Source organism: Mycobacterium sp. P4_H6 (assembly GCF_056400845.1).
Window position 1 is genome coordinate 57,794 of record NZ_JBFUKN010000022.1, and the last position, 26,969, is coordinate 84,762.

Annotated in this window: 31 protein-coding genes and 1 tRNA gene; 24 read left to right on the forward strand and 8 right to left on the reverse strand. The window is 68.1% G+C overall.

Features of this window, described 5'->3' with window-relative positions; genetic code table 11:
• Positions 1-59 precede the first annotated feature (59 nt).
• The 8 genes from hrcA to era all read left to right on the forward strand — a co-directional run bounded on the left by hrcA (position 60) and on the right by era (position 7,212).
• Positions 60-1,091 (forward strand): heat-inducible transcriptional repressor HrcA, encoded by a 1,032-nt coding sequence (gene hrcA / locus AC1DTF_RS11765; RefSeq protein WP_057169695.1) that lies wholly within the window; start codon positions 60-62, stop codon positions 1,089-1,091.
• 39 nt (positions 1,092-1,130) lie between these two features.
• Entirely contained in the window at positions 1,131-2,285 is a 1,155-nt protein-coding gene (gene dnaJ, locus AC1DTF_RS11770) for a molecular chaperone DnaJ (RefSeq protein ID WP_477474182.1), read from the forward strand.
• Positions 2,282-3,022, forward strand: coding sequence for a 16S rRNA (uracil(1498)-N(3))-methyltransferase (locus AC1DTF_RS11775; RefSeq protein ID WP_477474183.1), 741 nt, complete (start codon positions 2,282-2,284; stop codon positions 3,020-3,022). Before dnaJ ends, AC1DTF_RS11775 begins: the two co-directional genes overlap by 4 nt.
• Before the next feature lie 81 nt (positions 3,023-3,103).
• A complete protein-coding gene (locus tag AC1DTF_RS11780) occupies positions 3,104-4,144 on the forward strand; it encodes a PhoH family protein (RefSeq protein ID WP_057169698.1) in 1,041 nt (346 codons plus the stop codon).
• Positions 4,141-4,677, forward strand: coding sequence for an rRNA maturation RNase YbeY (ybeY, locus tag AC1DTF_RS11785; RefSeq protein ID WP_057169700.1), 537 nt, complete (start codon positions 4,141-4,143; stop codon positions 4,675-4,677). The genes AC1DTF_RS11780 and ybeY overlap by 4 nt, the downstream gene beginning before the upstream one ends.
• Positions 4,674-5,990, forward strand: coding sequence for a hemolysin family protein (locus AC1DTF_RS11790; RefSeq protein WP_057169702.1), 1,317 nt, complete (start codon positions 4,674-4,676; stop codon positions 5,988-5,990). Before ybeY ends, AC1DTF_RS11790 begins: the two co-directional genes overlap by 4 nt.
• A 50-nt stretch (positions 5,991-6,040) precedes the next feature.
• Complete coding sequence (locus AC1DTF_RS11795) at positions 6,041-6,313, forward strand: cytidine deaminase (RefSeq protein WP_235571507.1); 273 nt, start codon at positions 6,041-6,043, stop codon at positions 6,311-6,313.
• Positions 6,310-7,212: a GTPase Era gene (era, locus tag AC1DTF_RS11800; protein ID WP_057169705.1), complete on the forward strand. Its 903-nt coding sequence runs from the start codon at positions 6,310-6,312 to the stop codon at positions 7,210-7,212. The genes AC1DTF_RS11795 and era overlap by 4 nt, the downstream gene beginning before the upstream one ends.
• On the opposite strand, the gene AC1DTF_RS11805 is transcribed toward era, so the two are convergent.
• Together AC1DTF_RS11805 and AC1DTF_RS11810 are read right to left on the reverse strand one after the other, a co-directional pair.
• The gene (locus AC1DTF_RS11805; protein ID WP_057169706.1) at positions 7,209-7,757 is read right to left on the reverse strand and encodes a CAP domain-containing protein; all 549 of its coding nucleotides are present in this window, start codon (positions 7,755-7,757) and stop codon (positions 7,209-7,211) included. The genes era and AC1DTF_RS11805 overlap by 4 nt on opposite strands.
• Positions 7,758-7,768: 11 nt before the next feature.
• A complete protein-coding gene (locus tag AC1DTF_RS11810) occupies positions 7,769-9,226 on the reverse strand; it encodes an amidase (RefSeq protein ID WP_162264265.1) in 1,458 nt (485 codons plus the stop codon).
• Positions 9,227-9,292: 66 nt separating this feature from the next.
• Here AC1DTF_RS11810 and recO point away from each other — a divergent pair, with 66 nt between their 5' ends.
• The 4 genes from recO to AC1DTF_RS11830 are packed head-to-tail and all read left to right on the forward strand — an operon-like array spanning position 9,293 to position 11,748.
• Positions 9,293-10,135 (forward strand): DNA repair protein RecO, encoded by an 843-nt coding sequence (gene recO / locus AC1DTF_RS11815; RefSeq protein ID WP_057169708.1) that lies wholly within the window; start codon positions 9,293-9,295, stop codon positions 10,133-10,135.
• Complete coding sequence (locus AC1DTF_RS11820; RefSeq protein WP_057169710.1) at positions 10,083-10,964, forward strand: decaprenyl diphosphate synthase; 882 nt, start codon at positions 10,083-10,085, stop codon at positions 10,962-10,964. The genes recO and AC1DTF_RS11820 overlap by 53 nt, the downstream gene beginning before the upstream one ends.
• A gap of 2 nt (positions 10,965-10,966) precedes the next feature.
• The gene (locus tag AC1DTF_RS11825) at positions 10,967-11,353 is read left to right on the forward strand and encodes a hypothetical protein (RefSeq protein WP_057169711.1); all 387 of its coding nucleotides are present in this window, start codon (positions 10,967-10,969) and stop codon (positions 11,351-11,353) included.
• Complete coding sequence (locus AC1DTF_RS11830) at positions 11,350-11,748, forward strand: NUDIX hydrolase (RefSeq protein ID WP_477474184.1); 399 nt, start codon at positions 11,350-11,352, stop codon at positions 11,746-11,748. Before AC1DTF_RS11825 ends, AC1DTF_RS11830 begins: the two co-directional genes overlap by 4 nt.
• Here the strand turns inward: AC1DTF_RS11830 and AC1DTF_RS11835 are convergent.
• Both AC1DTF_RS11835 and AC1DTF_RS11840 read right to left on the reverse strand, forming a co-directional pair.
• Positions 11,741-12,133 carry a Fur family transcriptional regulator gene (locus AC1DTF_RS11835; protein ID WP_477474185.1) on the reverse strand — a complete coding sequence of 131 codons (393 nt, stop codon included), beginning with the start codon at positions 12,131-12,133 and terminating at the stop codon, positions 11,741-11,743. The genes AC1DTF_RS11830 and AC1DTF_RS11835 overlap by 8 nt on opposite strands.
• Positions 12,134-12,199: 66 nt before the next feature.
• A complete protein-coding gene (locus AC1DTF_RS11840; protein WP_477474186.1) occupies positions 12,200-12,553 on the reverse strand; it encodes an ArsR/SmtB family transcription factor in 354 nt (117 codons plus the stop codon).
• Positions 12,554-12,649: 96 nt separating this feature from the next.
• On the opposite strand from AC1DTF_RS11840, the gene AC1DTF_RS11845 reads away from it, so the two are divergent.
• The 6 genes from AC1DTF_RS11845 to AC1DTF_RS11870 all read left to right on the forward strand — a co-directional run bounded on the left by AC1DTF_RS11845 (position 12,650) and on the right by AC1DTF_RS11870 (position 17,751).
• Positions 12,650-14,032 carry a glycine--tRNA ligase gene (locus AC1DTF_RS11845; protein ID WP_477474187.1) on the forward strand — a complete coding sequence of 461 codons (1,383 nt, stop codon included), beginning with the start codon at positions 12,650-12,652 and terminating at the stop codon, positions 14,030-14,032.
• Between the two features lie 159 nt (positions 14,033-14,191).
• The gene (locus AC1DTF_RS11850) at positions 14,192-15,079 is read left to right on the forward strand and encodes a DUF559 domain-containing protein (protein ID WP_477474188.1); all 888 of its coding nucleotides are present in this window, start codon (positions 14,192-14,194) and stop codon (positions 15,077-15,079) included.
• Between the two features lie 119 nt (positions 15,080-15,198).
• Positions 15,199-15,528, forward strand: coding sequence for an ArsR/SmtB family transcription factor (locus tag AC1DTF_RS11855; RefSeq protein WP_477474189.1), 330 nt, complete (start codon positions 15,199-15,201; stop codon positions 15,526-15,528).
• On the forward strand, positions 15,528-16,019 hold the full coding sequence (locus tag AC1DTF_RS11860; protein WP_477474190.1) for an SRPBCC family protein: 492 nt from the start codon (positions 15,528-15,530) through the stop codon (positions 16,017-16,019). Before AC1DTF_RS11855 ends, AC1DTF_RS11860 begins: the two co-directional genes overlap by 1 nt.
• 80 nt (positions 16,020-16,099) lie before the next feature.
• Positions 16,100-17,308: an EspA/EspE family type VII secretion system effector gene (locus AC1DTF_RS11865; protein ID WP_477474202.1), complete on the forward strand. Its 1,209-nt coding sequence runs from the start codon at positions 16,100-16,102 to the stop codon at positions 17,306-17,308.
• An 86-nt stretch (positions 17,309-17,394) separates the two neighbouring features.
• Positions 17,395-17,751: a hypothetical protein gene (locus tag AC1DTF_RS11870; protein WP_235571446.1), complete on the forward strand. Its 357-nt coding sequence runs from the start codon at positions 17,395-17,397 to the stop codon at positions 17,749-17,751.
• Here AC1DTF_RS11870 and AC1DTF_RS11875 read toward each other — a convergent pair.
• A complete protein-coding gene (locus AC1DTF_RS11875; RefSeq protein WP_477474191.1) occupies positions 17,748-19,778 on the reverse strand; it encodes a TPM domain-containing protein in 2,031 nt (676 codons plus the stop codon). The two genes, AC1DTF_RS11870 and AC1DTF_RS11875, sit on opposite strands and share 4 nt — an antisense overlap.
• A gap of 81 nt (positions 19,779-19,859) precedes the next feature.
• Here AC1DTF_RS11875 and AC1DTF_RS11880 point away from each other — a divergent pair, with 81 nt between their 5' ends.
• Genes AC1DTF_RS11880 through AC1DTF_RS11890 form a run of 3 tightly spaced genes read left to right on the forward strand, consistent with a single transcriptional unit; the run spans position 19,860 to position 23,452 of the window.
• Positions 19,860-21,137, forward strand: coding sequence for a deoxyguanosinetriphosphate triphosphohydrolase (locus tag AC1DTF_RS11880; protein WP_477474192.1), 1,278 nt, complete (start codon positions 19,860-19,862; stop codon positions 21,135-21,137).
• Positions 21,138-21,157: 20 nt separating this feature from the next.
• The gene (gene dnaG / locus AC1DTF_RS11885; protein WP_477474193.1) at positions 21,158-23,107 is read left to right on the forward strand and encodes a DNA primase; all 1,950 of its coding nucleotides are present in this window, start codon (positions 21,158-21,160) and stop codon (positions 23,105-23,107) included.
• 57 nt (positions 23,108-23,164) lie between these two features.
• A complete protein-coding gene (locus AC1DTF_RS11890; RefSeq protein ID WP_082614390.1) occupies positions 23,165-23,452 on the forward strand; it encodes a DUF7155 family protein in 288 nt (95 codons plus the stop codon).
• A gap of 1 nt (position 23,453) precedes the next feature.
• Here the strand turns inward: AC1DTF_RS11890 and AC1DTF_RS11895 are convergent, their stop codons facing one another.
• A complete protein-coding gene (locus AC1DTF_RS11895) occupies positions 23,454-23,729 on the reverse strand; it encodes a hypothetical protein (RefSeq protein WP_057169726.1) in 276 nt (91 codons plus the stop codon).
• Between the two features lie 130 nt (positions 23,730-23,859).
• On the opposite strand from AC1DTF_RS11895, the gene AC1DTF_RS11900 reads away from it, so the two are divergent.
• Positions 23,860-23,932: transfer RNA gene (locus tag AC1DTF_RS11900), tRNA-Asn, on the forward strand.
• Positions 23,933-23,995: 63 nt separating this feature from the next.
• On the opposite strand, the gene AC1DTF_RS11905 is transcribed toward AC1DTF_RS11900, so the two are convergent.
• Complete coding sequence (locus AC1DTF_RS11905; RefSeq protein WP_057169727.1) at positions 23,996-24,655, reverse strand: cutinase family protein; 660 nt, start codon at positions 24,653-24,655, stop codon at positions 23,996-23,998.
• 115 nt (positions 24,656-24,770) lie between these two features.
• On the opposite strand from AC1DTF_RS11905, the gene AC1DTF_RS11910 reads away from it, so the two are divergent.
• Entirely contained in the window at positions 24,771-25,256 is a 486-nt protein-coding gene (locus AC1DTF_RS11910) for an LppP/LprE family lipoprotein (RefSeq protein ID WP_477474194.1), read from the forward strand.
• Here the strand turns inward: AC1DTF_RS11910 and AC1DTF_RS11915 are convergent.
• Positions 25,219-25,815 carry a TetR/AcrR family transcriptional regulator gene (locus AC1DTF_RS11915; RefSeq protein ID WP_477474195.1) on the reverse strand — a complete coding sequence of 199 codons (597 nt, stop codon included), beginning with the start codon at positions 25,813-25,815 and terminating at the stop codon, positions 25,219-25,221. The two genes, AC1DTF_RS11910 and AC1DTF_RS11915, sit on opposite strands and share 38 nt — an antisense overlap.
• Positions 25,816-25,905: 90 nt before the next feature.
• Here AC1DTF_RS11915 and AC1DTF_RS11920 point away from each other — a divergent pair.
• Positions 25,906-26,969: MMPL family transporter (locus AC1DTF_RS11920; RefSeq protein ID WP_477474196.1), on the forward strand; the 1,064-nt coding region annotated here is incomplete at its 3' end.

Genomic DNA, 26,969 nt, shown 5'->3' on the forward strand with positions numbered 1-26,969 from the left:
TATGCGCTGCTGATCCCCGTAAAATGGAAACAGACCAGATGACCAAGGGCAGGTGAACAATGGGTAGTGCGGACGATCGTCGTTTCGAGGTGTTGCGTGCCATCGTCGCCGACTTCGTCGCCACCAAGGAGCCCATCGGCTCCAAGTCCCTCGTCGAACGCCACAACCTCGGTGTTTCGAGTGCGACGGTGCGCAACGACATGGCCGTCCTGGAGGCGGAGGGCTACATCGCCCAGCCGCACACCAGCTCCGGGCGGGTACCCACCGAGAAGGGCTACCGCGAGTTCGTCGACCGCCTCGACGATGTGAAGCCGATGTCCTCCAGCGAGCGCCGGGCCATCATGACGTTCCTGGAATCCGGCGTCGACCTCGACGATGTGCTGCGCCGCGCGGTGCGCCTGTTGGCCCAGCTCACCCGCCAGGTCGCCATCATCCAGTACCCCACGCTGTCCACGTCGACGGTGCGGCACCTGGAGGTCGTGGCGCTGACGCCGGCCAAGCTGCTGTTGGTGGTCATCACCGACAGCGGCCGGGTCGATCAGCGGGTCGTCGAACTCGGCGACGCCATCGACGATCAACAACTGGCTCAGCTGCGGGAACGCCTGGCATCGGCTCTGGAGGGCAAACCGCTGTCGGCCGCGTCGGTGGCGGTGGCGGACCTGGCCAGCACGCTGGACGGGCACGGCGGTCTCGGCGACGCGGTGGGCCGGGCGGCGACCGTGCTGGTGGAGACCCTCGTCGAGCACACCGAGGAACGGCTGCTGCTCGGCGGCACCGCCAACCTCACCCGCAACACCGCCGACTTCGGTGGGTCGCTGCGCTCGGTGCTCGAAGCGCTGGAGGAACAGGTCGTGGTGCTGCGGCTGCTCGCCGTGCAACAGCAGGCCGGTAAGGTCACGGTGCGTATCGGGCACGAGACCGAGGCCGAGCAGATGCTGGGAACATCGGTGGTGAGCACCACCTACGGCAGCTCGGGCAAGGTGTACGGCGGAATGGGCGTGGTCGGTCCCACCCGGATGGATTATCCGGGAACCATCGCGAACGTCGCCGCCGTTGCCCTCTACATAGGTGAAGTCCTGGGCACCCGATGAGGGAATGCCGCCGACGGCGGCACGAGAGAGGTATTTAGCGTGGCACGCGATTATTACGGTCTGCTCGGCGTGAGCAAGGGCGCCAGTGATTCGGAGCTGAAGCGCGCCTACCGCAAGCTGGCCCGTGAACTGCATCCCGACGTCAACCCCGATGAGGCGGCCCAGGCGCGCTTCACCGAGATCCAGCTCGCCTACGAGGTGCTCTCCGATCCGGAGAAGCGCCGCATCGTCGACCTCGGCGGCGACCCGCTGGAGAGCGCGGGCGCGGGCGGCGGCGGTTTCTCCGGTGCCGGCTTCGGTGGGCTCGGCGACGTGTTCGAGGCGTTCTTCGGTGGCGGCGCGGGTTCGCGCGGCCCCATCGGCCGGGTGCGCCCGGGCTCGGACTCGCTGCTGCGGATGCGTCTGGACCTGACCGAGTGCGCGACCGGCGTGACCAAGCAGGTCGCCGTCGACACCGCGGTGCTGTGCGACCTGTGCCAGGGTAAGGGCACCCACGGCAACTCGGTGCCCAAGACCTGCGACACCTGCAAGGGCCACGGCGAGGTGCAGACCGTGCAGCGCTCGCTGCTCGGCCAGGTGATGACCTCACGCCCCTGCCCGGTCTGCGGCGGCGTCGGCGAGGTCATCCCGGATCCGTGCCACCGCTGCGGCGGCGACGGCCGGGTGCAGGCCCGCCGCGAGATCAGCGTCAAGATCCCGGCCGGGGTCGGCGACGGTATGCGGGTGCGCCTGGCCGCCCAAGGTGAGGTCGGCCCCGGTGGCGGACCGGCCGGTGACCTGTACGTCGAGGTGCACGAGCAGCCCCACGAGATCTTCGTCCGCGACGGCGATGACCTGCACTGCACGGTGTCGGTACCGATGTTCGACGCCGCACTGGGCACCTCGGTGTCCGTGGACGCCATCATCGACGGCCCCACCGAGCTGATCATCCCGCCCGGGACCCAGCCGGGCGCGGTGACCACCCTGCGCGGGCACGGCATGCCGCATCTGCGCTCCGGTGTGCGCGGCAACCTGCACGCCCATGTCGAGGTGCTGGTGCCCACCCGCCTCGACGGCACCGACTCGGAGTTGCTGCGCAAGCTCAAGGAGCACCGCCCGCGCGACGTCGCCGAGGTGAAGTCCAGCCGCGGCGGCGCCGGGGCGAACAACGGCGGGCTGTTCAGCCGGCTGCGTGAGACGTTCTCGGGGCGTTGAGAAGTCTTTTCTACGTCGATGAACTGCCCGGCGTGGGCGGTACCGCCGTCGTCGACGGTGACGAGGGTTTCCACGCCTCCAACGTGCGCCGCATCCGGCCCGGCGAGGAACTCGACCTCGGCGACGGTGCCGGCACCGTCGCGCACTGCGTCGTCGAGGAGGCCGTCAAGGGGCGGCTGTCGGCCCGGGTGCTGGACGTGACCGAGGTGCCCCGTCCGTCACCGGCGGTGACCGTCGTGCAGGCGCTACCCAAGTCCGAACGTTCGGAGCTGGCAATCGAATTGGCCACCGAGGCCGGTGCCGACGGCTTCCTGGCCTGGCAGTCCCAGCGTTGTGTGGCCCGGTGGGAATCGGCGGCCAAGGTCGACAAGGGGCTGCGGCGCTGGGGCGCGGTGGCCCGGTCTGCGGCCCGGCAGTCCAGACGTGCCCATGTCCCCGAGGTCGACGGGCTGGTGTCCACCGCGGAACTGGTCCGCCGGGTCCCGGATGCGCTGACGCTGGTGCTGCACGAATCCGCGACGGTCCCGCTGGCCGAGATCGGTCTGGCCGAGGCGCAGGTGGTGCTGCTGGTGGTCGGTCCCGAGGGCGGCATCAGCGATGAGGAGCTGGCCGAACTGACCGGTGCCGGGGCCCGCACCGTCCGGCTCGGGCCGTTGGTGCTGCGTACCTCGACGGCCGCGGCGGTGGCACTCGGCGCGATCGGGGTGCTGACCAGCCGTTGGGACCTGAAGAACTAACCATTGGGACAGGTCGGTGACCAGCGGTAAACTTGAGGGCACCATTTCAAGAGAGCACAGGAAGCAGGCACGAAAGCGCACGTGACGCCCCGCGAGACGACCGCTGGCCCGATTTCCGGACCGGTACGAAGCAGCATCACTGTTCCGCCCGACAGCATTGTGGGCCTGCTGGGTTCGGCCGATGAGAACCTGCGTGCGCTGGAGAAGCTGCTCACCGCCGATATCCACGTGCGCGGTAATGCCATCACCTTCAGCGGCGAGCCCGCCGACGTGGCCCTGGCCGAGCGCGTCGTCACCGAACTGACCGCGGTGATCTCCCGGGGCCAGCCGCTGAACCCCGATGCCGTGCGCCACAGCGTGTCGATGCTGACCGGCGCCGACGACGCCTCGCCGGCCGAGGTGCTCACCCTGGACATCCTGTCCCGGCGCGGTAAGACCATCCGGCCCAAGACGCTGAATCAGAAGCACTACGTCGACGCCATCGACACGCACACCATCGTCTTCGGGATCGGCCCGGCCGGCACCGGCAAGACCTACCTGGCGATGGCCAAGGCCGTGCACGCGCTGCAGACCAAGCAGGTCAACCGGATCATCCTGACCCGCCCCGCGGTGGAAGCCGGTGAGCGCCTTGGCTTTCTGCCCGGCACCCTGACCGAGAAGATCGACCCGTACCTGCGCCCGCTGTACGACGCGCTGCACGACATGATGGATCCCGCCGCCATCCCGAACCTGTTGGCCGCGGGCGTGATCGAGGTGGCGCCGCTGGCGTTCATGCGCGGCCGCTCGCTCAATGACGCGTTCATCATTCTCGACGAGGCGCAGAACACCACCCCCGAGCAGATGAAGATGTTCCTGACCCGGCTCGGGTTCAACTCCAAGATGGTCGTCACCGGCGACGTCACGCAGGTCGACCTGCCCGGCGGCGCCCGCTCGGGCCTGCGCGCGGCCAGCGACATCCTCGACGGCATCGAGGACATCCACTTCTCCGAGCTCACCAGTGCCGATGTGGTGCGCCACCGGCTGGTCTCCGAGATCGTGGACGCCTACTCGCGGCATGAGGCGCAGCCCGAACTGATCAACCGCGCGCAGCGCCGTTCGTCGGGCGGGCGTCCGCGGCGATGAGCATCGAGGTATCGAATGAGTCGGGGATGGACGTCTCCGAACAGGAACTGGTCAGTGTCGCGAAGTTCGTCATCGCGCAGATGGACGTGAATCCGGCGGCCGAACTGTCGATGGTGCTGCTGGACACCGCGGCGATGGCCGACCTGCACGTGCGCTGGATGGACCTCCCCGGTCCCACCGACGTGATGAGCTTCCCGATGGACGAGCTGGAGCCCGGGGGACGCCCGGATGCGGCCGAGCCCGGTCCGTCCATGCTCGGCGACATCGTGCTGTGCCCGGAGTTCGCGGCCGTTCAGGCCGAGAAGGCCGGGCATTCGCTCGGACAGGAACTCGCCCTGCTCACCGTGCACGGTGTGCTGCACCTGCTGGGCTATGACCATGCCGAACCCGATGAGGAGAAGGAGATGTTCGCCCTGCAGCGCCGCCTCCTCGAAGAATGGGTGGCCGACCAAGTGGAGTCCTACCGCCAGGATCTGCAGAACGAGAAGGATCGCCGGCTGCTGGACAAGTCGCGATATTTCGACCAGCAGTGACCGGCCTCGCCCCGCTGCTCGGTGCAGTGCTGCTCATCGGCCTCGGTGGGCTCTTCGCCGCCGTGGACGCCGCGATCAGCACCGCCTCGCTGGCCCGCGTCGAGGAGATGGTCCGCGATGAGCGCCCCGGCGCCATCCGGCTGGCCCGCGTGCTGGTGGACCGTCCCCGCTACATCAATCTCGTGGTGCTGCTGCGCATCACGTGTGAGGTGAGCGCGACCGTTCTGCTGGTGTCCTATCTGGACGGCTACCTCGGTGTGGCGTGGGGCCTGTTCGCCGCGGCGGCAACCATGGTGGTGGTCAGCTTCGTCGTCATCGGCGTCGGTCCACGGACCGTCGGCCGGCAGAACGCGTACACCATCGCCCTGTCGGCAGCCCTTCCGCTGCACGCGATCTCGGTGCTGCTGACCCCGATCAGCCGGTTGCTGGTGCTCATCGGCAACGCGTTGACCCCCGGCCGTGGCTTCCGCAACGGGCCGTTCGCGTCCGAGATCGAACTGCGCGAGGTCGTCGATCTGGCCCAGCAGCGCGGCGTGGTGGCCGACGACGAACGGCGGATGATCCAGTCCGTGTTCGAACTCGGGGACACCCCGGCGCGCGAGGTGATGGTGCCGCGCACCGAGATGGTGTGGATCGAATCCGACAAGACCGCCGCGCAGGCGCTGTCGCTGGCCGTGCGCAGTGGGCATTCCCGGCTGCCGGTGATCGGGGAGAACGTCGACGACGTCGTCGGTGTGGTCTACCTCAAGGATCTTGTGGCGCAGACGCGCACCGAATCTTCCCCCGGCGCTTCGCTCGCCCCGGCGAACGGTCGCACCGACGCCATGGTCGGCGAACTGATGCGCCCAGCGGTGTTCGTCCCGGACTCCAAACCATTGGATTTGCTGCTGCGCGAGATGCAGCGCGATCGCAAGCACATGGCCCTGCTGGTCGACGAGTACGGCGCGATCGCCGGGCTGGTCACCATCGAGGACGTGCTCGAGGAGATCGTCGGCGAGATCAACGACGAGTACGACGCCGATGAGGTCGCGCCGTGGGAGGTGCTGGGCTCCAATCGGTTCCGGGTGTCCACCCGGCTGCCCATCGAGGACCTGACCGAACTCTACGAGGACCTGGACATCGGTGAGGACCTGGAGGTCGACACCGTCGGCGGGTTGCTCGCGCACGAACTCGGCCGGGTGCCGCTGCCCGGCGCCCAGGTCAGTTGGAACGGATTGCGGTTGCGGGCCGAAGGTGGCCCGGACCATCGCGGACGGGTGCGGATCGGCACAGTGCTGATCGCCCCGGAAGCGCCACCGGAGGAGGAGAAGTGACCCGTCTGGACGCCGAGGACGACAAGCTGGTCGTGCTGGCCCGCGGAGCGATGGGCCGCGCAGAAGCGGCCCAGGGTGCCGCGGTGCGGGACCTGGATGGACGCACCTATGCCGGTGCGCCGGTCACACTGTCGGCGCTGAGCCTGACCGCGCTGCAGGCGGCGGTCGCCGCCGCGGTGTCCAGCGGCGCGGCCGGACTGGAATCGGCGGTGCTGGTCGGCGGATCGGCCGACGATCCCGGGATCGGTGCGGTGACCGAGCTGTCCCCGACGGCGACGGTCATCGTCACCGATCGTGCCGGCAAGCCGGCGGAGTCCTCGTGAGCGACGAATTCCGGTCCGGTTTCGTCTGTTTCGTCGGCCGGCCCAACACCGGCAAGTCGACACTGACCAACGCGCTGGTCGGCGAGAAGGTGGCCATCACCTCGAACCGGCCGCAGACCACCCGGCACACCATCCGCGGCATCGTGCACCGCGAGGACTTTCAGATCATCCTCGTCGACACCCCCGGTCTGCACCGGCCCCGCACCCTGCTCGGGGAGCGGCTCAACGAACTGGTCAAGGGCACCTACTCCGACGTCGACGTCATCGGGCTGTGCCTGCCCGCCGATGAGGCGATCGGACCGGGCGACCGGTGGATCTATGAGCAGATCCGGGCCGTGGCGCCCAGGACCACCCTCATCGTGATCGTGACCAAGATCGACAAGGTACCCAGGGACAAGGTGGCGGCGCAGCTGATGGCCGTGAGCGAATTGGTCGGGGACACAGCCGAAATCGTGCCGGTGTCGGCGACCAAGGGCGAGCAGCTCGACGTGCTGATCGATGTCCTGGTGAGCAAGCTTCCCCCGGGCCCGGCGTTCTACCCCGACGGCGAACTCACCGACGAGCCCGAGCAGGTCCTGATGGCCGAGTTCATCCGCGAGGCCGCCCTCGAAGGTGTGCGCGACGAGCTCCCGCACTCACTGGCGGTCATCATCGACGAGGTGACCCCGCGCGAGGGCCGCGACGATCTGATCGATGTGCACGCCGTCCTGTTCGTCGAACGCGACAGCCAGAAGGGCATCATCATCGGCAAGGGCGGCGCCCGCCTGCGTGAGGTGGGCACCGCTGCGCGCACCCAGATCGAGAAGCTTCTCGGTACCAAGGTCTATCTGACGCTGCAGGTCAAGATCGCGAAGAACTGGCAGCGCGATCCCAAACAGCTCAGGAAGCTGGGTTTTTAGGGCGTCCAGCCCGGCACCTGGCCGAAATCGCGGATGTCCGACGGGACCGGCGGGGCACCGTCACCCTTGCCGTACACCGCGACCACCACGGTGCGGTCGAACAGGCTCTCCGACCAGACACCGATGTGCACATTCGAGCAGTCGGCCATGATCGCGTAGTAGTCCGGCCGGTGGTACCACTGGTTGATCAGTTCGATGCCGCTGATCGCCAGCGCGGGGTTGATCGCGACCGTCTCGGCCACCGGCCCGGCATAGCCGGCGTTGCGGGCGCGGTCGGCGACGGTGGTGCCGTCGGACCCGATATCGCCGTTGAGCGCCCGGTTGTTGAGCACATCGTTGGTGTGCCACTGCGCGGCCAGGCGCAGCTTCGGGTTGATCTTGATCTCGGTGTCGCAGCCTGCCTTGTGCTGCACCGTGTACACGTTGGCGACCACGCCGTCGTTGAGTCGCCGGTTGTCGGCGTTGGCGGTGGGTGCGGCCAACACCGCCCCGGCGGCGAAGGCGGCCACTGCGACGGCCGTCGCGCAACGGCGGGTGTTCGTCATAGGGGGTGACATTACGTCAGCGCGGGACCGTCCCACCAAGGTTCCGGTTGCTTGGCCATCCAGCCGTTCACCCCTTCGAGCGCGGCGGCCAGCGAGATCAGCATGGGTTCGCTGTCGGCGGGACCCATCAGCTGCACGCCGATCGGCAGCCCGTCGGAGGTGAATCCGGCCGGGATGTTGATCGACGGCCAGCCCAGCAGGTTCCACGGCCAGGTCACCGGGCAGGCGCGGATCATGGCCCGGTCGGTGGCCAGCGGGCCGCGGTCGTCGTACTCGTCGACCAGGGACGGGGGCAGTGCCGTGGTGGGGGCGAGCACCACGTCGGCGATGTTGAAGATCCAGCCGACCCGGCGCTGGGCCTGCGCCTCGGCGGCCCGCGCCTTGCGCAGGGTGTGCTGCGACAGCAACCAGCCGGTCCGGATATTGCTCACCGTGCGCTTGTCCAGCGTGACGCCGGATCCCAGTCGTTGCTGCCACTCCAGCAGTCCCGAGGTGGACCGGGCCAGGAAGTTCCACGACATCCGCAGCCCGTAGTTCGGATCGGCCTTGATGACGGTGTGCCCGAGCTGTCCGAGTTGATCGGCCACGCCCTGCAGCGCGGCCGCGATCTCCGGGTGCAGTTCGGAGCGGAAGACATTGAACGGAAAAGCCGTGGACATTGCGACGCGCAACGGGCCGGGGGCGCGGCCCACATGATCGGACACCTGGACCGGCGCCGGTTTGTGCAGATCGCCCTCGGCATTGCCGGAGGCGGCGTCGAGCACGATGGCGGCATCGGTGACGGTGCGGGCCAGCACGCCGTTGACGGTGATGCCGTTGAACGCCTCGGGCAGCGGCCAGGTGGAGATGCGTCCGCGCTGCGGTTTGATCCCGACCAGATGCGTCCAGGCGGCCGGTATCCGGACACTGCCCGCGCCGTCGGATCCGATCGCGGCGGTCACCAGGCCGGCCGCGACCGCGGCGGCGCTGCCGCCGGAGGACCCGCCCGGACTGTGCTCGCGTGACCACGGATTACGCGTGTGGCCGAATCCGGGACCGCTGGTGAACGGCCACTGACCCAGCTCGCAGGTGTTGGTCTTGCCCACGATCACCGCACCGGCGGCCCGCAACCGCCGCACCACCTCGGCGTCGGCGGTCGCGACGGGGCGTTCCCCGTCGGTGCCGAACCGGGTGGGCACCCCCGCCACGTCCACATCGTCCTTGACCGCGATGGGGATTCCCAGCAGCGGAAGTCGTTGCCCGGCAGCGCGTTTACGGTCGGCTTCGGCGGCATCGGCCAATGCCTGCTCGGTCAGCACCACCCGGAAGGCGTTCAAGGTGGGTTGGCTGGCCTCGATCGCTTTCAGGGACTTGCGTACCAGTTGGTCCGATGTCGTCGAGCCGATCGCGAGCCGGTACTGCAGCTGGGTGAGGGTGGGAAATCTCGTGGTGGGTGCCATGCGGGTGGGAATTTTCGGGGAGGGAACCATACTGATCTTGAGGATATCCGGCGTTGCGGTGCAGTCGTTGTCACCGTGCGGTGCGAGACTGTTGCGATGCGGTTGTACCGGGATCGAGCGGTGGTGCTGCGCCAGCACAAGCTCGGCGAGGCCGACCGGATCGTGACCCTGCTCACCCGCGAGAACGGCGTGGTCCGCGCGGTGGCCAAAGGAGTGCGCCGCACCCGGAGCAAGTTCGGGGCGCGGCTGGAGCCTTTCGCGCACATCGACGTTCAGCTGCATCCGGGACGCAATCTCGACATCGTCACCCAGGTGCAGTCCATCGACGCGTTCGCCGTCGACATCGTCAGCGACTACGGCCGCTACACCTGCGCCTGCGCGGTGCTGGAGACCGCGGAGCGGCTCGCCGGCGAGGAACGCGCCCCGGTGCCCGAACTGCACGGGCTGACGGTGGCGGCGCTGCGGGCGGTGGCCGGGGGCCTTCGTCCCCGCGAACTCGTCCTCGACGCGTACCTGCTGCGGGCAATGGGCATCGCGGGCTGGGCCCCGTCGCTCACCGAATGCGCCCGGTGCGCCGCGCCCGGTCCGCACCGGGCTTTCCACGTCGCCGCCGGTGGCAGCGTGTGCGTGCACTGCCGGCCGTCGGGGGCGGCGACCCCCGCCCAGGCGGTGATGGATCTCATGATCGCGCTGCACGACGGCGACTGGGAGTTCGCCGAGGCGTCCACCTCATCGCACCGGAGCCAGGCCAGCGGGCTGGTGGCCGCGCATCTGCAGTGGCATCTGGAACGTCAACTACGGACATTGCCACTGGTGGAGCGCGTCTATCGGGTAGATACCACGGCCGTTGAACGCCGAGCAGCGGTGGTCGGGCAGGATATGCCCCATGGCTACCAAACGGGGCAAGACCACGTACCCGCAGCTGCCCCCGGCGCCTGAGGACTACCCGGTTTTCCCGGACGTCTCGACGTGGCCGGTGGTGTTCCCGGAGTTGCCGCCGCGCACCAACGGCAAGTTCTCCCGGCCGCCGCAGCACCCGTCGAAGGCAGTTGCTCCGCAGATTCCCGCCGACCAGGTGCCCAACCACGTCGCCGTCGTCATGGACGGTAACGGCCGGTGGGCCACCCAACGGGGCCTGGGCCGCACCGAGGGACACAAGATGGGTGAGGCCGTCCTCATCGACATCACCTGCGGTGCCATCGAACTGGGTATCAAGCACCTGAGCGTGTACGCGTTCTCCACCGAGAACTGGAAGCGCAGCACCGAAGAGGTGCGTTTCCTGATGGGCTTCAACCGCGAGGTGGTGCGCCGGCGCCGCGAGAACCTGGACGCCATGGGCGTCAACATGCGCTGGGTGGGTTCGCGGCCGCGCATGTGGAGCAGCGTCATCAAGGAGTTCGACATCGCCGAGCAGATGACCGTCGGCAATGACGTCATCACCGTGAACTACTGCGTGAACTACGGCGGCCGTACCGAGATCGTGGAGGCGGCACGGCAACTCGCCGACGAGGCGGTCGCGGGCAAGATCAATCCGAATCGCATCAGCGAGGCGTCGCTGGCCAAGCATCTGCACCGCCCCGACATCCCCGACGTCGACCTGTTCATCCGGACGTCGGGGGAGCAACGGGCCAGCAACTTCCTGATCTGGCAGGCGGCCTACGCCGAGTACGTCTTCCAGGACAAGCTCTGGCCCGACTATGACCGCCGCGACCTGTGGGCCGCCTGCGAGGAGTACGTCAACCGCAACCGCCGGTTCGGGCGGGCGTGACGATGTCCCTCCAGGACCGGCTCGCGGCCATTGCCGAGGCGCTGCTGACGGCCACCCGTGAGGACGACGGTGCGCTGACCGTGCATCACGACGGCACTTTTGCCTCGCTGCGCGTGGTGAGCGTGGGCGAGGGGCTGGACATGGTGTCGCTCAACCAGGTGCTGGCCTGGGACCTGCCGCTGGACGACGATCTGCGGGTCAAGGTTGCCGAGCACACCCGGGTCACTCTGCTGGGCACGGTGTCGCTGGCCGAGAAGGATGACGAATCCGCGGATGTGCTGCTGCGCTACAACTTTCCGGGCTCGGGCCTATCCGATGAGGCGCTGGGCACGTTGATCATGATGGTGCTGTCCACCGGCGCGGACGTGCGGCGCACGCTCATCGCATGAATCCGGTGATCCGGATCGTGGCGGCCGTCGTGCTCGACGCGCGCAACCACGTGCTGGTGGTCCGCAAGCGGGGCACGACGACGTTCATGCAGCCCGGCGGGAAGCTGGAGCCGGGGGAGACGCCGGTGCAGGCGCTGCGCCGCGAGATCCGCGAGGAGCTCGGCACCGACGTGGTGGAGGAATCCATCCGCTCGCTGGGCCATCACGATGCGGCGGCGGCCAACGAGCCCGGCCATCGCGTCGCCGCGGACCTGTTCCTCGTGCGCCTCGACGGGCGACCGCGGCCGGGCGCCGAGATCGTCGAGATGGCGTGGGTGGACCCGCATTCACCCGGCGACATCGAGCTCGCGCCGCTGACCCTCGGTGCCGTGCTGGAGTTCGTCCGCGTCAGCTGACGGCGCACGAACTGCACACCCCGAAGATCTCGATGGTGTGACTGACGTCGGTGAACCCGTGTTCGGCCGCCACCTGGTCGGCCCACACCTCGGCGGCGCCGCCGTCGACCTCGACCGTGGCGCCGCAGATCCGGCACACCAGGTGATGGTGATGGTGCTCCGAACACAGCCGGTACACCGATTCGCCGGTGTCGGTGCGCAGTGTGTCGACCTGGCCGGCGGTGGCCATCGACTGCAGCGTGCGGTACACGGTGGTCAGCCCGATACCTTCGCCGCGCTTGCGCAGTTCGTCGTGCAGTTCCTGCGCGGACCGGAAGTCCGCGACATCGTCGAGCAGAGCGGAGATGGCCGCGCGCTGCTTCGTCGAACGGACCACGGGTGTCATGCGCGATCTCGCTTCGCTTCTCGCTGGAAAGTCATGCGTGATCTCGCTTCGCTTCTCGCTGGGATGTCACTGCGGGTCCTCGGCGGCGTGCGTGACGGCGGCCACCACGATCTCGGCGAGGTGATGGTCGACGAGGCGGTACATGACCTCGCGGCCGCTGCGCTCCCCGGCCACCACACCGGCTGACTTGAGGATGCGCAGGTGCTGGCTGACCAGCGGCTGGGGCACGTCCAGCGCGTCGACGAGTTCGTGCACGCAGCGCTGGGATTCGCGCAGTTGCAGCACGATGGCGATGCGCAGCGGGGCGGCCAGTGCGCGCAGCAGGTCGCCGGTGACGTCCAGGATCTCGCGCGACGGCAGCTCCGGGAACGGCGCACCGATATGCTCGTGCTCATGGCCGGTAGTGGAAACGGTTTTCATTATGGAGCCAGATTACATGCACGTCTGCGCATGTCAATGCTTTGCCGGGGACGCCGCGGCGTGGGTGTCGCGGTCTCATCGCTACGCTGTTGACCCGTGGCATCCATCATCGACACCGTTGCAAACCTGGCGAAACGCCGTGGCCTCGTCTACCAATCGGGCGAGATCTACGGCGGTACGAAGTCCGCCTGGGATTACGGTCCACTCGGGGTGGAGCTCAAGGAGAACATCAAGAAGCAGTGGTGGCGGTCGGTGGTCACCGGCCGCGACGACGTCGTCGGACTGGACAGCGCCATCATCCTGCCCCGTCAGGTGTGGGTGGCCTCCGGGCACGTCGCGGTGTTCAATGACCCCCTCGTCGAATGCCTGAACTGTCACAAGCGGCACCGGCAGGATCACCTGCAGGAGGCCTATGCCCTCAAGAAGGGCGGCGAACCCGATGACGTGCCGATGGGTGAGATCGTCTGCCCGGACTGTGGCACCAAGGGGCAGTGGACCGAACCGCGTGACTTCAACATGATGCTCAAGACCTACCTCGGGCCCATCGAGTCCGAAGAGGGCCTGCACTACCTGCGCCCGGAGACCGCGCAGGGCATCTTCGTGAACTTCGCCAATGTGGTGACCACCTCGCGCAGGAAGCCGCCGTTCGGCATCGGCCAGATCGGCAAGAGCTTCCGCAACGAGATCACCCCGGGCAACTTCATCTTCCGCACCCGCGAGTTCGAGCAGATGGAGATGGAGTTCTTCGTCGAGCCGTCCACCGCGCCCGAATGGCACAAGTACTGGATCGAGACCCGGCTGAAGTGGTACACCGACCTCGGTATCAACCCGGAGAATCTGCGTCTGTACGAGCACCCGCTGGAGAAGCTGTCGCACTACAGCGCGGGCACCACCGATATCGAGTACAAGTTCGGTTTCTCCGGCAACCCGTGGGGTGAGCTCGAGGGTATCGCCAACCGTACCGATCACGACTTGTCCAGCCACGCAAAGGCTTCCGGTGTGGACCTGTCGTTCTACGACCAGGCCGCCGACACCCGCTACGTGCCCTACGTCATCGAGCCGGCAGCCGGCCTGACCCGGTCACTGATGGCGTTCCTGGTGGACTCCTACACCGAGGACGAGGCCCCCAACGCCAAGGGCGGGGTGGACAAGCGCACCGTGCTCAAGCTCGACCCGCGCCTGTCCCCGGTCAAGGCGGCGGTGCTGCCACTTTCGCGGCACGCCGACTTGTCGCCCAAGGCAAAGGATCTCGCCGCCGAGCTGCGGCAGAGCTGGAACGTGGAGTTCGACGACGCCGGCGCGATCGGGCGGCGCTACCGCCGCCAGGACGAGATCGGCACCCCGTTCTGCGTGACGCTGGACTTCGATTCGCTGGAAGATCAGGCGGTCACCATCCGTGAGCGCGACACCATGGCACAGGAGCGGGTGGCCATCGACCAGGTCAGTGACTACCTGGCGGTCCGCCTCAAGGGCTGCTAGCGCTTTCCCGCGAGCGTGCGCGTCTGTTGGTGGACACGCCGTCGCGGGAGGCGAGTTAACGCACGCTCGCCACAGCCGCTTATCCACAGTCGGCGATCCATGCACAGATTCGGTGATGGGGGTCGTGCAGGCCGGCCCGCCTGACCGACGATCGGCTGCATGCCCGATGACGTTGCCGCACTGCTCGCGCGCCAAAACGGGGTAGCCACCACTGCCCAACTTCTCAACGTCTTGAGTCGCAGCCGGCTCGATACCAGGATCCGGACAGGCGAGCTCATCAAGGTGTGGCCGGGCGTGTATGCCGGCGAAGAGCCGGACAACCTCACCCGTCTTCGCGGACTGGACCTACGCGCGGGTGAGCCCGTTGCCATCTGCCTCGGAACGGCGGCTGCAGCATATGGTTTCGACACCGACAACGTGATCGACCTGCACGTGCTCAATCCCGACGGTCACCAGCTCCGGGCGTCCGACGGATTGATCATTCACCGCCGCGACGGTGCGCCGCTCGCGATGGTCGACGGTAGAGAGTCCACCACTGCGGCGTGGACGGCGGTGGAAGTGGCCCGCCTCCTGCGTCGCCCGCGCGCGCTGGCGACCCTGGATGCGGCACTGCGGACCGGCACCTGTGACCGCAGGCAGCTGCTGGATGCGGTGTCAGAACAGCGTGGCCGACGCGGCATTGTCCATGTGCGGGAACTGGTTCCGCATGCGGTGGCCGCTGCGGAATCACCCATGGAGAGCGAAGACCGACTGGTGATGCTCAATGGGCACCTGCCGGCCCCCGAGCTGCAGTACGAGGTTGTCGATCGCTCTGGACGGATGTGGCGACTCGATTTCGCCTGGCTGCACCGCAAGCTGGCCGTCGAGTACGACGGCTTCGACTGGCACAGCGACCCCGCCAGCTTCACCCGGGACCGGCAGAAGCGCGCGGCCCTGCAGGAAATGGGCTGGACCGTGTTGTCGATCGTGTCCGACGACGTCCGGCGTCGGTCTGCGGACTTCCTGCGACGCGTGGAGTTTGAGCTGTTGCGCTCACGGGTTGCGTGAGCGTGCGCGATGTCGGGCCTGGGGGCGGCGTGTCTGCCAACAGACACGCACGCTCGCGGGAAAAGTGGACATGACATATTCCTTGACGGGAATACGTTAGTCGGCTTATGGTGACTGGCATGCAAGCGGCGGTGTTCGTGGCGCTGGGGGAGCCGAGTCGCTTGCGGATTGTCGATCTGCTCAGGGCAGGGCCGTTGTCGGTCGGCGCGATCGCCGAGGCGCTCGGGATCCGGCAACCGCAGGTGTCCAAACACCTTCGGGTGCTTGGTGATTCGGGGCTCGTCAGTAGCCAGGCCCAGGCGCGGCAGCGGATCTACCAGCTCGAAGCCGCACCGTTCGAGGACATCGGCCAGTGGGCCGCGTCCTTCGAGCGGCTGTGGGAAGACCGGCTGGATTCCCTTGGTGACTTCCTGAATTCGATGACACACGAGAAAAAGGACGAAGGCTGATGATTCTGCAACTGTTCAAGAAGAAGAAAGAATTCACCCTCGAGCGCACCTACAGTGCGCCCATCAACACCGTGTGGGAAGCCTGGACCCGGGCCGAGATGCTGCAGCAATGGTGGGGCCCGAAGAACACCTTCGTCCCCGAATGCCGCATCGACCCGAGCGTCGGCGGTGAGGTCTACGTCGTCATGGAGGCCGGCGAGGGGATGGGCAAGTACGCCGGCACCCGCTGGCCGATGGCCGGCAATTTCACCCGGGTCGACCCCGTCACCCGGATGACCTACGACGCGCGGTCCTGGACCGACGGCCAGGAGTCGACGACGACGATCGAGCACACCAACGACATCACGCTCAGCGAGCGGGACGGTCAGACGACCATCACGCTGGACGTCACCATCACCAGCATCGGCGACAAGGCCAAGATGGCCGCGTTCGGGATGAAGTTCGGGTACAAGGCGCAGCTGGACAAGCTCGCCGATCACCTGGGCAGCTAGCGCCGAATTGCTGCGCCGGAGTGGCTCTGGGCTCATTTAGGATTTGAGTCGAGGGACCGAAGGGGGCGGCGATCAGCGTTCTGGGGGCATTTCTTTCGACGTGGGACAACGCCCGCGCGACGCTCGGCGAGGGCACGCCGGTCGGTGGCGCGGAGTTCGACCAGAGCGGCCAACTCGACGAGTTGCGTCGCGTGGTCGCCTCCGCCGCACCCGGGGCGGACTGGACGGGTGCCGCTGCCGAGGCCTACTCGGGCCGCAATGAACGGCTGGGCGGCACCATCGGCGGGCTCGCCGAACTCGATCGGCGCCTCGGCACCGAGGTGGATCGGTCCGCGCAGGTGGTCGCGGCGGGCCGCCGGGACCTGGACGCGGTCAAACAGTGGGTGATGAGCGCCGCGGCCAGCGTGCCGCCCAACGCGGCCGGTGAGCGTGCCCTGATCCCCGTCGTGTCACGCGGTGTCGGCGAGGTCGCCGACATCCTGCGGCGGTCCAACACCGATATGAACGGCATCGCGGCCCGTATCCGCGAGATCGGCGAGGGTTATCAGACCCTGGGCGACCGTGAGGGCCGCGACGGTGACAGCGACGATCCTGATGGTCAGCCGACCGATCAGCCGCCGGGCAAGCCCGGTGAGAACGGTATCCCCGAACCACCGCCGTGGACCAAACACGATGAAGGATCCGGTGAATGGGGCTCGCAGCCCTGGTATTCGCGCGGAGATGATCTGGCGTTCAAAGCCGCGATCGAAGGCGGTCTGCCGCTGATCGAGCAGAAATGGCCGCACGCCGCCGAACTTCTGGACCACTACCTCGACAACTCGGGGGACCCGTACAACCTGGATGTGAATTCGATGATGAACGACATCCCGCAGATGCAGGCCCGCGGGGATGCGATGGTCAACGACGAGGTGAACCGCATCGTGGCCGAGGCTGCCGCGACAGACCAGTACGGTCAGCCCGTGCCGTTCCGTACACCGTGGCAGGGCTACTACATGGACCCGGACGCCAATCCCGACTGGTATCGCGCGGTCGGCGGGGTGGACATGTCAGCCGGTGGCGTGGTGACCGTCTACCCGCCCGATACGCCGGGCGGCGAGCCCCGGGTGCATGTCGAATCGCAGGTGAACGTCGCCGACCGGTACAACTGGGACGAAGGCAAAGAAACAAAGATCGGTCCGATCACCATCACCGACGAGCAGATGGCCGGCCTGCAAACCGCCGGGCTGGCACGTGAATTCGACATCACGGGCGCGTCGTCGGTCTCGACCTACGACGGAGCTCCCCGATGAGGCTGGCCGGATTGCTGGCAGTTGTGCTGCTGATGCTGTGTGCTTGCTCGACGCCAGATGCCCCCCGCGACGGAGGAGACCAGACAATGCCGGTATCGGCGCAGACCGCAGCGGACTTCGGCGACGTGACGCTGCCGCCGGGAGTTCAGGTTCTCGGCACCGACACCGATTCGGGCCGAGACACCCGTTACCGGTTGGCTTTACGGATGACCGACGCCCAGCTCGGCGAGTTCCTCGCGCAGTTCTCCGTGGCGCCCAGGCCGTCCGACATCCCGAAGTCGACGCCGGTGATCGCCGGGCCCGAACTGAGTGCGGCGCCTGATCCGCGCTACGCCCAGGACCAGGTCGACACGGCGGCCCACGGCACGGTGACCCGTGAGATCATCGTCGACGAACGCGCACCCGACGAGGTGTATGTGCACCTGTCGCTCTACACCACCTAGAACCGGCCGCCGCCCCCGCTCATCCCGCCGCCGCTGAACCCGCCGCCACCGGAGCCCCCGAAGGTGGTGGAACTCCAGCCACCGCTGCCGATTCCGCCTCCGATGCCACCGCGCAGCGCACCGGACAGGATGTTGCCGATGATGATGCCGCCCAGCACCGCACCGGAATTGGAGCCGCCGCCACCGAACCCGCCGTAGTTGTTGTACTGCTGCTGGGCCTTGGCGACATCGCTGTTGGCGATCGTCTGGGCCTGCCCGGCGAGCATCGCCGCTCCGTTGGCGTGCGCGATGGCCTCGGCGATATTGATGCCCTGCTTGTCCTGCGCTGCCTGCAGTTGGCGCACGGCCTCGGCGAGCCGGGTGCGCGCCTCGGGTCCGATGCTGCCGCGGCGGGTGTCGATGAAATCCGAGACGCCGCGCACCCGGGACTGCGCGGAGAACAAGGCCTGCTCGAACGCCCGGCGCAGCCGTTCGGCCGCCTCGCGTTCCTCGGCGACGGTGGCCAGCAGCCGGTCCAGATCGGCGTCGGCCTGGGTGAGGGCGGTGAAGGCGCCCAGCGGGTCAGTGTTGCCGTTGGCCTGCGCCTTGGTCACCGCCCGGGTGGCGGCATCGCGGGCGGCGGTCAGCGCTTCGGTCTCGGCGATGCCGCCCTGCGCCAGCTGGGTGCCGGCGGCCTTGATGCCGTTCTGGATATCGGTGATCGCGTCGGGCAGCGTCGCGATCGCGCGGTTGATATCGGTGGCGGCACTGTCGATCGCGTCCAGCATGGTCCTGGCCTGACCGAGCGCGGACTCGGCCGCCCGGATCGAGTCGACCAGCCCGCTCTGCCGGCCCGCCGGCCGCGCCACCAGCGTCCGCGCGTTCGTGATGTTCTGATCGGCGAATGCCAGCCGGTGCTTGGCGGTTTCGGCATTGTCGGCCACCGAGTGCAGCGCGGCGGGGGAGAACTGCTGATGTAGCCCGGCCAGCGTTTGCTCGGCCGGCACGATGCGGGCGGTGAGATCGACCATCTGCTGGGTCAGCGCATCCAGGCGGGTGGGGGCATTGATCACCAGATCGCGCAGCTGGGAGAACGCCTCGCGCTGCTTGTCCAGTTCGCGATCGGCCTTGGCCGCCGCCACGATCACCCGGGTCAGCAGATCGCGGCGCTGCTGCGGGGTCTCGGGCACCGCGTCATCGAGGATGTGGCGCACGTTGAACGCCTGGGCCAGCGTCGTCTTGGCGGCGGTCACCGCGGTGCTGAACGGTGCGGTGTCCTTCTCGCCGAACTCCTCGACGGCCAGCGCCAATTCGTTCTCGCTGGTGCGTACCGCGTTGTCGACCTCGACCACGATGGAGCGGGACAGCTCGTCGAGGGTGTCCAGCGGGACGGCCGCCAGCGCGGTCGGGTCGGCCGGATCGACCCGCTGCGCGGCCGCGAAATCGGCCTCCCGGCGCTTGCGCTTACGCCGCCGTGACCACAGCAGCAGCCCGACCACCGCCAGCGCGATGACCGCCAGCATCGCCAGCACCCCGAACCAGTTCAGCTCGGAATCAGAGGATCCCGACGATGTCGAGGACGAGGCGGCGGGGCCGTCGAGGCCCTGGGCCGCGGCGATCGCCGCCTCGGCCCACTGCTGATCGCGCAGGGCCGGCTCAACCTGATTGCGGCGCAGCGCATCCACATCCACGCCGCCGGCCGCCGCGGTGGGCGCCAGCAGCGCGTAGGCGCGGTCGGTCGTGGCCACCGCCAGCAGCGCGTCGTTGCTGCCGAAATCGCTGGTCCGCATGGTGGCCCGGGCCCAGTCCGCGGCGGGCGACCCGGAGAACGAGTCCACGTACACGACCCAGAGCCGGACCTTGCGGTCGGTGTAGAGCTTGTCGATCGCGTCGGTCACCTCGGTCATGTCCGAACCGCTCAGCGCGTTCGCCTCGTCCACCACATAACTGGCCAGCCGGAACGGCGGCTGACCCGCGGCGGCGGGCGCGAGCAGGAGGCCTGCGGTCAGAACCGCGAGGGCCACACTGAGCAAACGGGCGATACGCATGCCGTCAATCTAGTGAACACGGGCGCTGTGCGACGGCGGCATGTCCGAACGGCGGCACCGCTGCTGGCAGACTGTTCGGCGGTGGCAACGCAACACGACACATCCGACCCCTACGACGACTTCGACCGGCAGCGGCTGGTGCCCGAGTCGCCGAAGGGTGCTGCACTGCCCGGAACCGACACCGAGCACCGCACCGCCTTCGCCAGGGACCGCGCCCGCGTGCTGCACTGCGCCGCGCTGCGCAGGCTCGCCGACAAGACCCAGGTGGTCGGCCCGCGCCACGGTGACACCCCACGCACCCGGCTGACGCACTCCCTGGAGGTGGCCCAGATCGGCCGCGGCATGGCCGTCGGGCTGGGCTGTGACCCGGACCTGGTCGATCTGGCCGGCCTGGCCCATGACATCGGCCACCCGCCCTACGGGCACAACGGTGAACGCGCGCTCAACGAGATCGCCGATGCCTTCGGCGGGTTCGAGGGCAACGCGCAGAATCTGCACATCCTGACCCGACTGGAACCCAAAGTGCTTGACGCCGAAGGCCGTTCCGCGGGCCTGAACCTCACCAGGGCGGCGCTGGATGCGGTCACCAAGTATCCGTGGACACGGGCCGAGAACCCCAAGAAGTTCGGTTTCTACACCGAGGACATCGCTGCGGCCTCCTGGCTGCGGAACGGGGCGCCCGCCGGGCGGCCGTGCCTGGAAGCCCAGGTGATGGACTGGGCCGACGATGTCGCCTACTCCGTGCACGACGTCGAGGACGGCGTCATCTCCGGTCGCATCGACCTGCGGGTGCTCGCCGACAGCGACGCCGCCACCGCGCTGGCCGACCTGGGGGCAAAGGCCTTCCCGGCGATCAGCCACGACGAACTGCTCGAAGCGTCGTCGAGACTCTCGCAGATGCCGGTCGTCGAGGCGGTCGGCAAGTACGACGGCACCCTGACGGCGTCGGTGGCCTTGAAGAATCTGACCAGCGAATTCGTCGGCCGCTTCGCCAACGCCGCGATCTCGCAGACCCGTGCCGCTGCCGGCCCCGGACCGTTGCGGCGGTTCGACACCGACCTGCAGGTCCCCGAACTGGTCCGGGCCGAGGTCGCCGTGCTCAAGATGCTGGCCCTGCAGTTCATCATGTCCGACCACCGTCACCTGCAGGTGCAGGCCGACCAGCGCACCCTCATCCGGGAGGTCGCGCTCGCGCTGTGGGCGCAGGCGCCCAGCGGTCTGGACCCGCAGTTCGCCCTCGAATTCTCCGAGGCCGTTGACGACGGAGCCCGGCTGCGCGTGGTGATCGACCAGATCGCGTCCTACACCGAGTCCCGGTTGGAACGAGTGCACGAAGTGCGCTCTCCCAGGCCCTTGTGACGGGCCGATAGACTGCCCGGATGGCCGGTATCGACACGTCACGGGGTGGCCGGGGCCGCATCCCCGATCGCGATATCGCCGCCATCCGCGAACGCGTCCGCATCGAAGACGTGGTGGGCGATTACGTCCAGCTGCGCAAGGCCGGAGTGGACTCCCTCAAGGGCCTCTGCCCGTTCCACGACGAGAAATCCCCGTCCTTCCATGTGCGGCCCAACCACGGGCACTTCCACTGCTTCGGCTGCGGTGAGGGCGGCGATGTCTATGCCTTCCTGCAGAAGATCGAACACGTCACCTTCGTCGAGGCCGTGGAGCTGCTTGCCGACAAGGTCGGCTACACCGTCACCTACACCGGGGCCTCGGCCACCCATGTGCAGCGCGACCGGGGCAGCCGTAGCCGGTTGATCGCCGCAAACGCCGCCGCCCAGGAGTTCTACGCCGAGGCGCTGCGCTCCGAGGAGGCCGCCCCGGCCCGCCAGTACCTCATCGAGCGCAACTTCGACGGCGAGGCCGCCGCCAAGTACGGCTGCGGTTACGCGCCGTCGGGCTGGGACACCCTGACAAAGCACATGCTGCGCAAGGGTTTCGAGTTCAAGGAGCTGGAAGCGGCCGGGCTGAGCCGAGAAGGCAAGCGCGGTCCGATGGACCGGTTCCACCGTCGGCTGCTGTGGCCCATCCGGGTGTCGTCGGGGGAGACCATCGGGTTCGGCGCCCGCCGGCTCTTCGACGACGACCACATGGAAGCCAAATACGTCAACACTCCGGAAACGGTGCTGTACAAGAAGTCTCACGTACTGTTCGGTCTGGATCTGGCCAAGCGCGATATCGCCAAGGGACACCAGGCCGTCGTGGTCGAGGGCTACACCGACGTGATGGCCATGCACCAGGCCGGGGTGACCACCGCGGTGGCCGCCTGCGGTACCGCCTTCGGTGACGAGCACCTCTCGATGCTGCGCCGACTCATGATGGACGACAACTTCTTCCGCGGTGAACTCATCTACGTGTTCGACGGTGACGCCGCCGGCCGGGCCGCCGCGGTGAAGGCACTTGAGGGTGAGCAGAACCTGGCCGGGCAGTCGTTCGTCGCCGTCGCCGCCGACGGGATGGATCCCTGCGATCTGCGGCTGCGTTCCGGTGACGGTGCGCTGCGCGATCTGGTGGCCCGGCGCGCCCCGCTGTTCGAGTTCGCCATCCGCACCGCGCTGACCGATCACGATCTGGAGAGCGCCGAGGGCCGGGTGTCGGCGCTGCGGCGCTGCGTGCCGATGGTGGCGCGGATCAAGGATCCGACCCTGCGCGACGAGTATGCCCGTCAGTTGGCCGGCTGGGTCGGCTGGCAGGACGTCGGCCAGGTGCTGGGCCGGGTCCGTGAGGAAGCCGGCCGCAAGGGCGGTCGCACCAACGGACGGGGTGCCGCCACCTCGAACCGCCGCTCCGGAGCCGAAGCGCCGTCCCGGCCTCAGGTGTCGGTGTCGCGCCCCGATCCGCGGGACCCGATCCTGCGGCCCCAGCGCGAGGCGCTCAAATCGGCGCTGCAGTACCCGGGGCTGGCCGGGCCGGTGTTCGACAGCCTGTCGGTCGAGAGCTTCACCCACCCCGCCTACGCCGCGGTGCGCACGGCCATCGCCGCCGCCGGCGGCATGACGTCCGGGCTGTCGGGCGGACAGTGGATCGACACCGTCCGCGATATGGCCGGCTCACCCGAGGCGGCCAACCTGATCAATGAGCTGTCCGTGGACGCCATCCGCATCGAGGACGACGAAAAGCTGGCCCGCTACATCTCCGGGGTGCTGGCCCGCCTGCAGGAAGTGTCGGTCGGCAGGCAGATCGCCGAGGTGAAGTCCAAGCTGCAGCGGATGTCCCCGGTGGACAACAGCGACGAGTACCACGCCCTGTTCGGGGACCTGGTGGCCATGGAGACCTACCGCCGCAGCCTGCTGGAGCAGGCCAGCGGTGACGACTTGACTGCATGATCGTGACGCACGCGTTACAGTTAGTGCGCAGTTAATTGACACCGAAAGGCAACTCCCGTGGCATCGCTGAGCATTCAGAAGCGCAGGTTCCTGGTGGTCGGCGCTTTTGCCGCGGCGGTCGCGGCCCCCGTGCTGGCCCTGTCGGCGGCTCCGGCGGCATCGGTTCAGGCCGGCCCGGCCTGCCTGGCCTGGTTCGGTAACAAAGAGGACGGCAACTGCCTGTCCACCTCCAACGGCAACGGGATTGCCGTGGGCACTCCCGGCGCCGGCATCTGCAACGGCGGTTTCTGCACCTCGCCGATCCTCCCGGGCAACACCTGGAACACCAACATCCCGTTCGGCTGAGCTAGAAGCTCTTTCCGTTCTGCGGGTTCGGCGTCTCCACATCGACCTGCTCGGGGTGTAGCACCGAAGTCTCGGCGTCGATCGCCGTCAATCTCACCATCGCCGGATCGGGTGACACCCGGTCGGCCACCTTGCGGCGCCCGGCGTCGAGCACGGCCTTGGTCGCCGGGTTCTCGGTGACCGCCTTATAGGTCGCAGAGATCTGCTCGTATCGGCGCCGGCCCGCTTTCGCGCCCAACACATAGCCGACCCCCAGGACGAACACGAACCGGAACACAGAGCTCCCCTCACGGTGACAGCAGAATGCTTATATCCTGCCTCACGCACCCGGGTCCGTGCCGAACGGGCTTCTGACGTGGCGATTCGGGGGCAGCCGGTTGCATGCGCTAAAGTCTGTTCCGCATCATTCCCCTGTAGCTCAATTGGCAGAGCTTCCGACTGTTAATCGGACGGTTGATGGTTCGAGTCCATCCGGGGGAGCAACACAGGCCGGCGCGGAAGCGCTGGCCTGAGTGCTTTCTGGGGCGCTGAAAGGCCCGGGGCCTAGGCGATCCTGCCGGCGGCGGCCGCCGCTGCCGCGTCGGTCAGGCCGTTATAGGGATAGGTCGCATGGGCCAGCGATCCCAGCAGCGACGTCGGCGAACCGTCGCAGACACTGTCGGCGGGTGCGCACAGATCCAGCGACTTGCCCGCGTACGCCGGTGCGATGTTCGCGGCCGGGGCACCGTACTGGGCCAGCAACCCCGCCGACGGTTTTCCGAACAGCACCAGCCCGGCGACATGGTCCTGCACATCGGCGGGGAGGTCCGCGGTGGCGAAGGTGGCAACCGCCGCGCCCTGGGAGTAGCCGCCGACGATGAGCTTGGTGTTCGGGCATCCCGCGACCGTCGACCGAATTCGCGCTGCGGCGTCGCCGACCCCGTCGAACATCGTGGCCGGGAAGACCGCCCGATTGTCAAAATCCCCGGTGGCCGGATAGTTCACCGGGTAGACGCCGATGGACTTGCCGGGGGACTGCGCGCGCAGCGCATCGACGAACGCCTGGCCGGTGGTGCCGAGACCGGGCGGCTCATCACTGCCGCGGGCGAACACCACCTCGGCATCGGAGCACGGTTCGGCGGCGGCGACCGGAGGGCCGATTGCCAGCCCCGAAGCGGCCAGCGCGCCGACGACGACCAACCGGCGCATATGACGTAACCCCATGGTTCGGAGGCTACTCGGAGTGTTCGCTGAGCGCATCGGGTCGAATGTGTCGTTATCGGGCACGCTGCCCGCGGGTCAAGGGAGAGCCGATATTTCACTCCGTAAGCTCACAGCCATGCGGCTCACGCGGATTGCCTCAGCCCTCGCGGCCCTCATGTTCGTCCTGGCCTCGTGCGGATGGAGTCCACCGAACTCGGCGCCGCAGTCCGCGTCGGACTGTCCGGTTGAGGACACTCCCACCGCCGAGACGGTCAAGACCGCCGTGCAGAAGGTGGGCGAGCGGTGGACGGAAACCGACCGCGGCCACACCGGAGACTGCCGCCTGCACTGGGTGGTCATCGGGACCGGGGACACCGCGCAGGACGCCGCCGTGCAGGTGCTGTTCTTCGACCGCGACAAGCCGCTCGGCCCGCCCACCCCGCGGCCCCGCCCGTACACCACCGTGGTGCCGTTGGGTGAGAAGATCGCCACGGTGCAGTACCAGTGGCTGCAGGGCCAGGACAAGCCGTGCTGCCCGACCGGGATCGCTCAGGTGCGCTTCGAGATAGGCGAGGACGGCGCGCTCAAGGCGCTGGATCCGATCCCGACTCCGACGCCGTAGCGGCGACCTTCAGCTCGTAGAGCTCGATGAGCGCGTCCTCGACGTGCTGCAGCGGCTCTGCCGACTTGGTGGCCTGGCACACGACGATGGCTCCCTCGACCGCGGACACGGTGACGCTGGCCAGTCGCGCGGCGTCCTCGGCGCTGACATCGGCGGCCTCCAGATGGGCGGCGAGCCGGCGTTGCCAGTCGAGGAAGACCACCCCGGCATTATCGGCGGCCACATCGGCCTCCGACCGTCCCAGCGCGGCGGCCACGATCGGGCATCCGGACAGAAAAGCACTGTCGGTGAGGGTGTCCCGCCACGCAGCGACGAAGGCCCGCACCGCGGGAACCGGGCCGAGCGTGGCGGCCAGGTGGTCGATGGCATCGCCGGTGTAGCGGCCGGCGGCCAGGGTGGCATCGGCGACGAGTTCGGCCTTGCCGCCGGGGAAATTCAGGTACAGCGACCGGCGCGCGGTGCCGCTGAGCTCCAGTAACAGCGACAGTCCGGTGCCGGCGACGCCGTTGCGCCGGATCAGATCGATGGCACTGGTGACGAGTCGATCGCGCGCCTTCATGAAAGCCTCTCTTGCGGTGTACTGATCAGTCTACTAACGTCTGCCCGGACTTGTAGACCATTTGGTCTACGAAGTGCCGAGGGGGCAGCGATGCAGCACAGTGACAGTCGGCGCTTCGGCGCGTTCAGCCGGTTCTGCGCCCGGTACGCATGGGTCATCATCGGGTTCTGGGTGGTGCTCGTCGGCGCGCTCAACCTCGCCATCCCGCAGCTCGAACGCACCGTGGCCGAGCGATCGGCGCCGTTCATGCCCGCCGACATCCCGGCCGCGCACACGCTTCGGCAGATGTCGCAAGCGTTCGGGGTGCCGGAGTCGTCGGCCATCGGCAGCGTGCTCATCGTCAATGAGCAGGGCATCGGTCCCGGCGAGGAAAAGCTCTACGGCGAACTCGTCGAGGCGCTGCGCGCCGACACCGGCAATGTCGCCTACGCACTGGACGTCTTCGGTAACGAGAGATTGCGTGACATCGCGCTGAGCCCGGACGGCAAGGCCATCAACGTGCTGGTGGCCGGCGTCGGTGACGTCGGCTCCACCGAGGCACACAAGAACACCATCGCGATACGCGACACCATTCACTCCCTGGCCGCACCGCCGGGCGTGCAGCTCTACTACACCGGCCCGTCGCCGACACTGGCAGACCTGTTCAGCTCCATGGACTTTTCGCTGCTGATCATCACCGCGGTATCGGTGGTGCTCATCATGCTGGTGCTGCTGATGGTCTACCGGTCGGTGGTCACCGCGCTCATCCCGCTGCTCACCATCGGGATCGCGATGGGGGCCGCCCGCCCGGTCGTCTCGCTGCTCGGCGCGTCCGGCACCCTGACGGTCTCGAATTTCACCATCGCCCTGATGACCGCGATGCTGCTCGGGGCGGCCACCGACTACGCGATCTTCATCCTCGCCGGCTACCACGAGGGACGCCGAAAAAAGCTGTCGGTCAACGACTCACTGGCCTACGCCGGTAGTCGGGTGTCGGGCATCCTGATCGCCTCCATGCTCACCATTGCCGCCGCGGCCACCGCGATGGGGTTCACCGAACTCGGCATGTTCAAGGCGGCCGGCCCGCCCATCGCGATCGCCATTGTGATCGCGCTGGCGGTGTCGATGACGCTGCCGTATGCCCTGCTGTCGGTGCTCGGCCGCCGCGGGCTGGC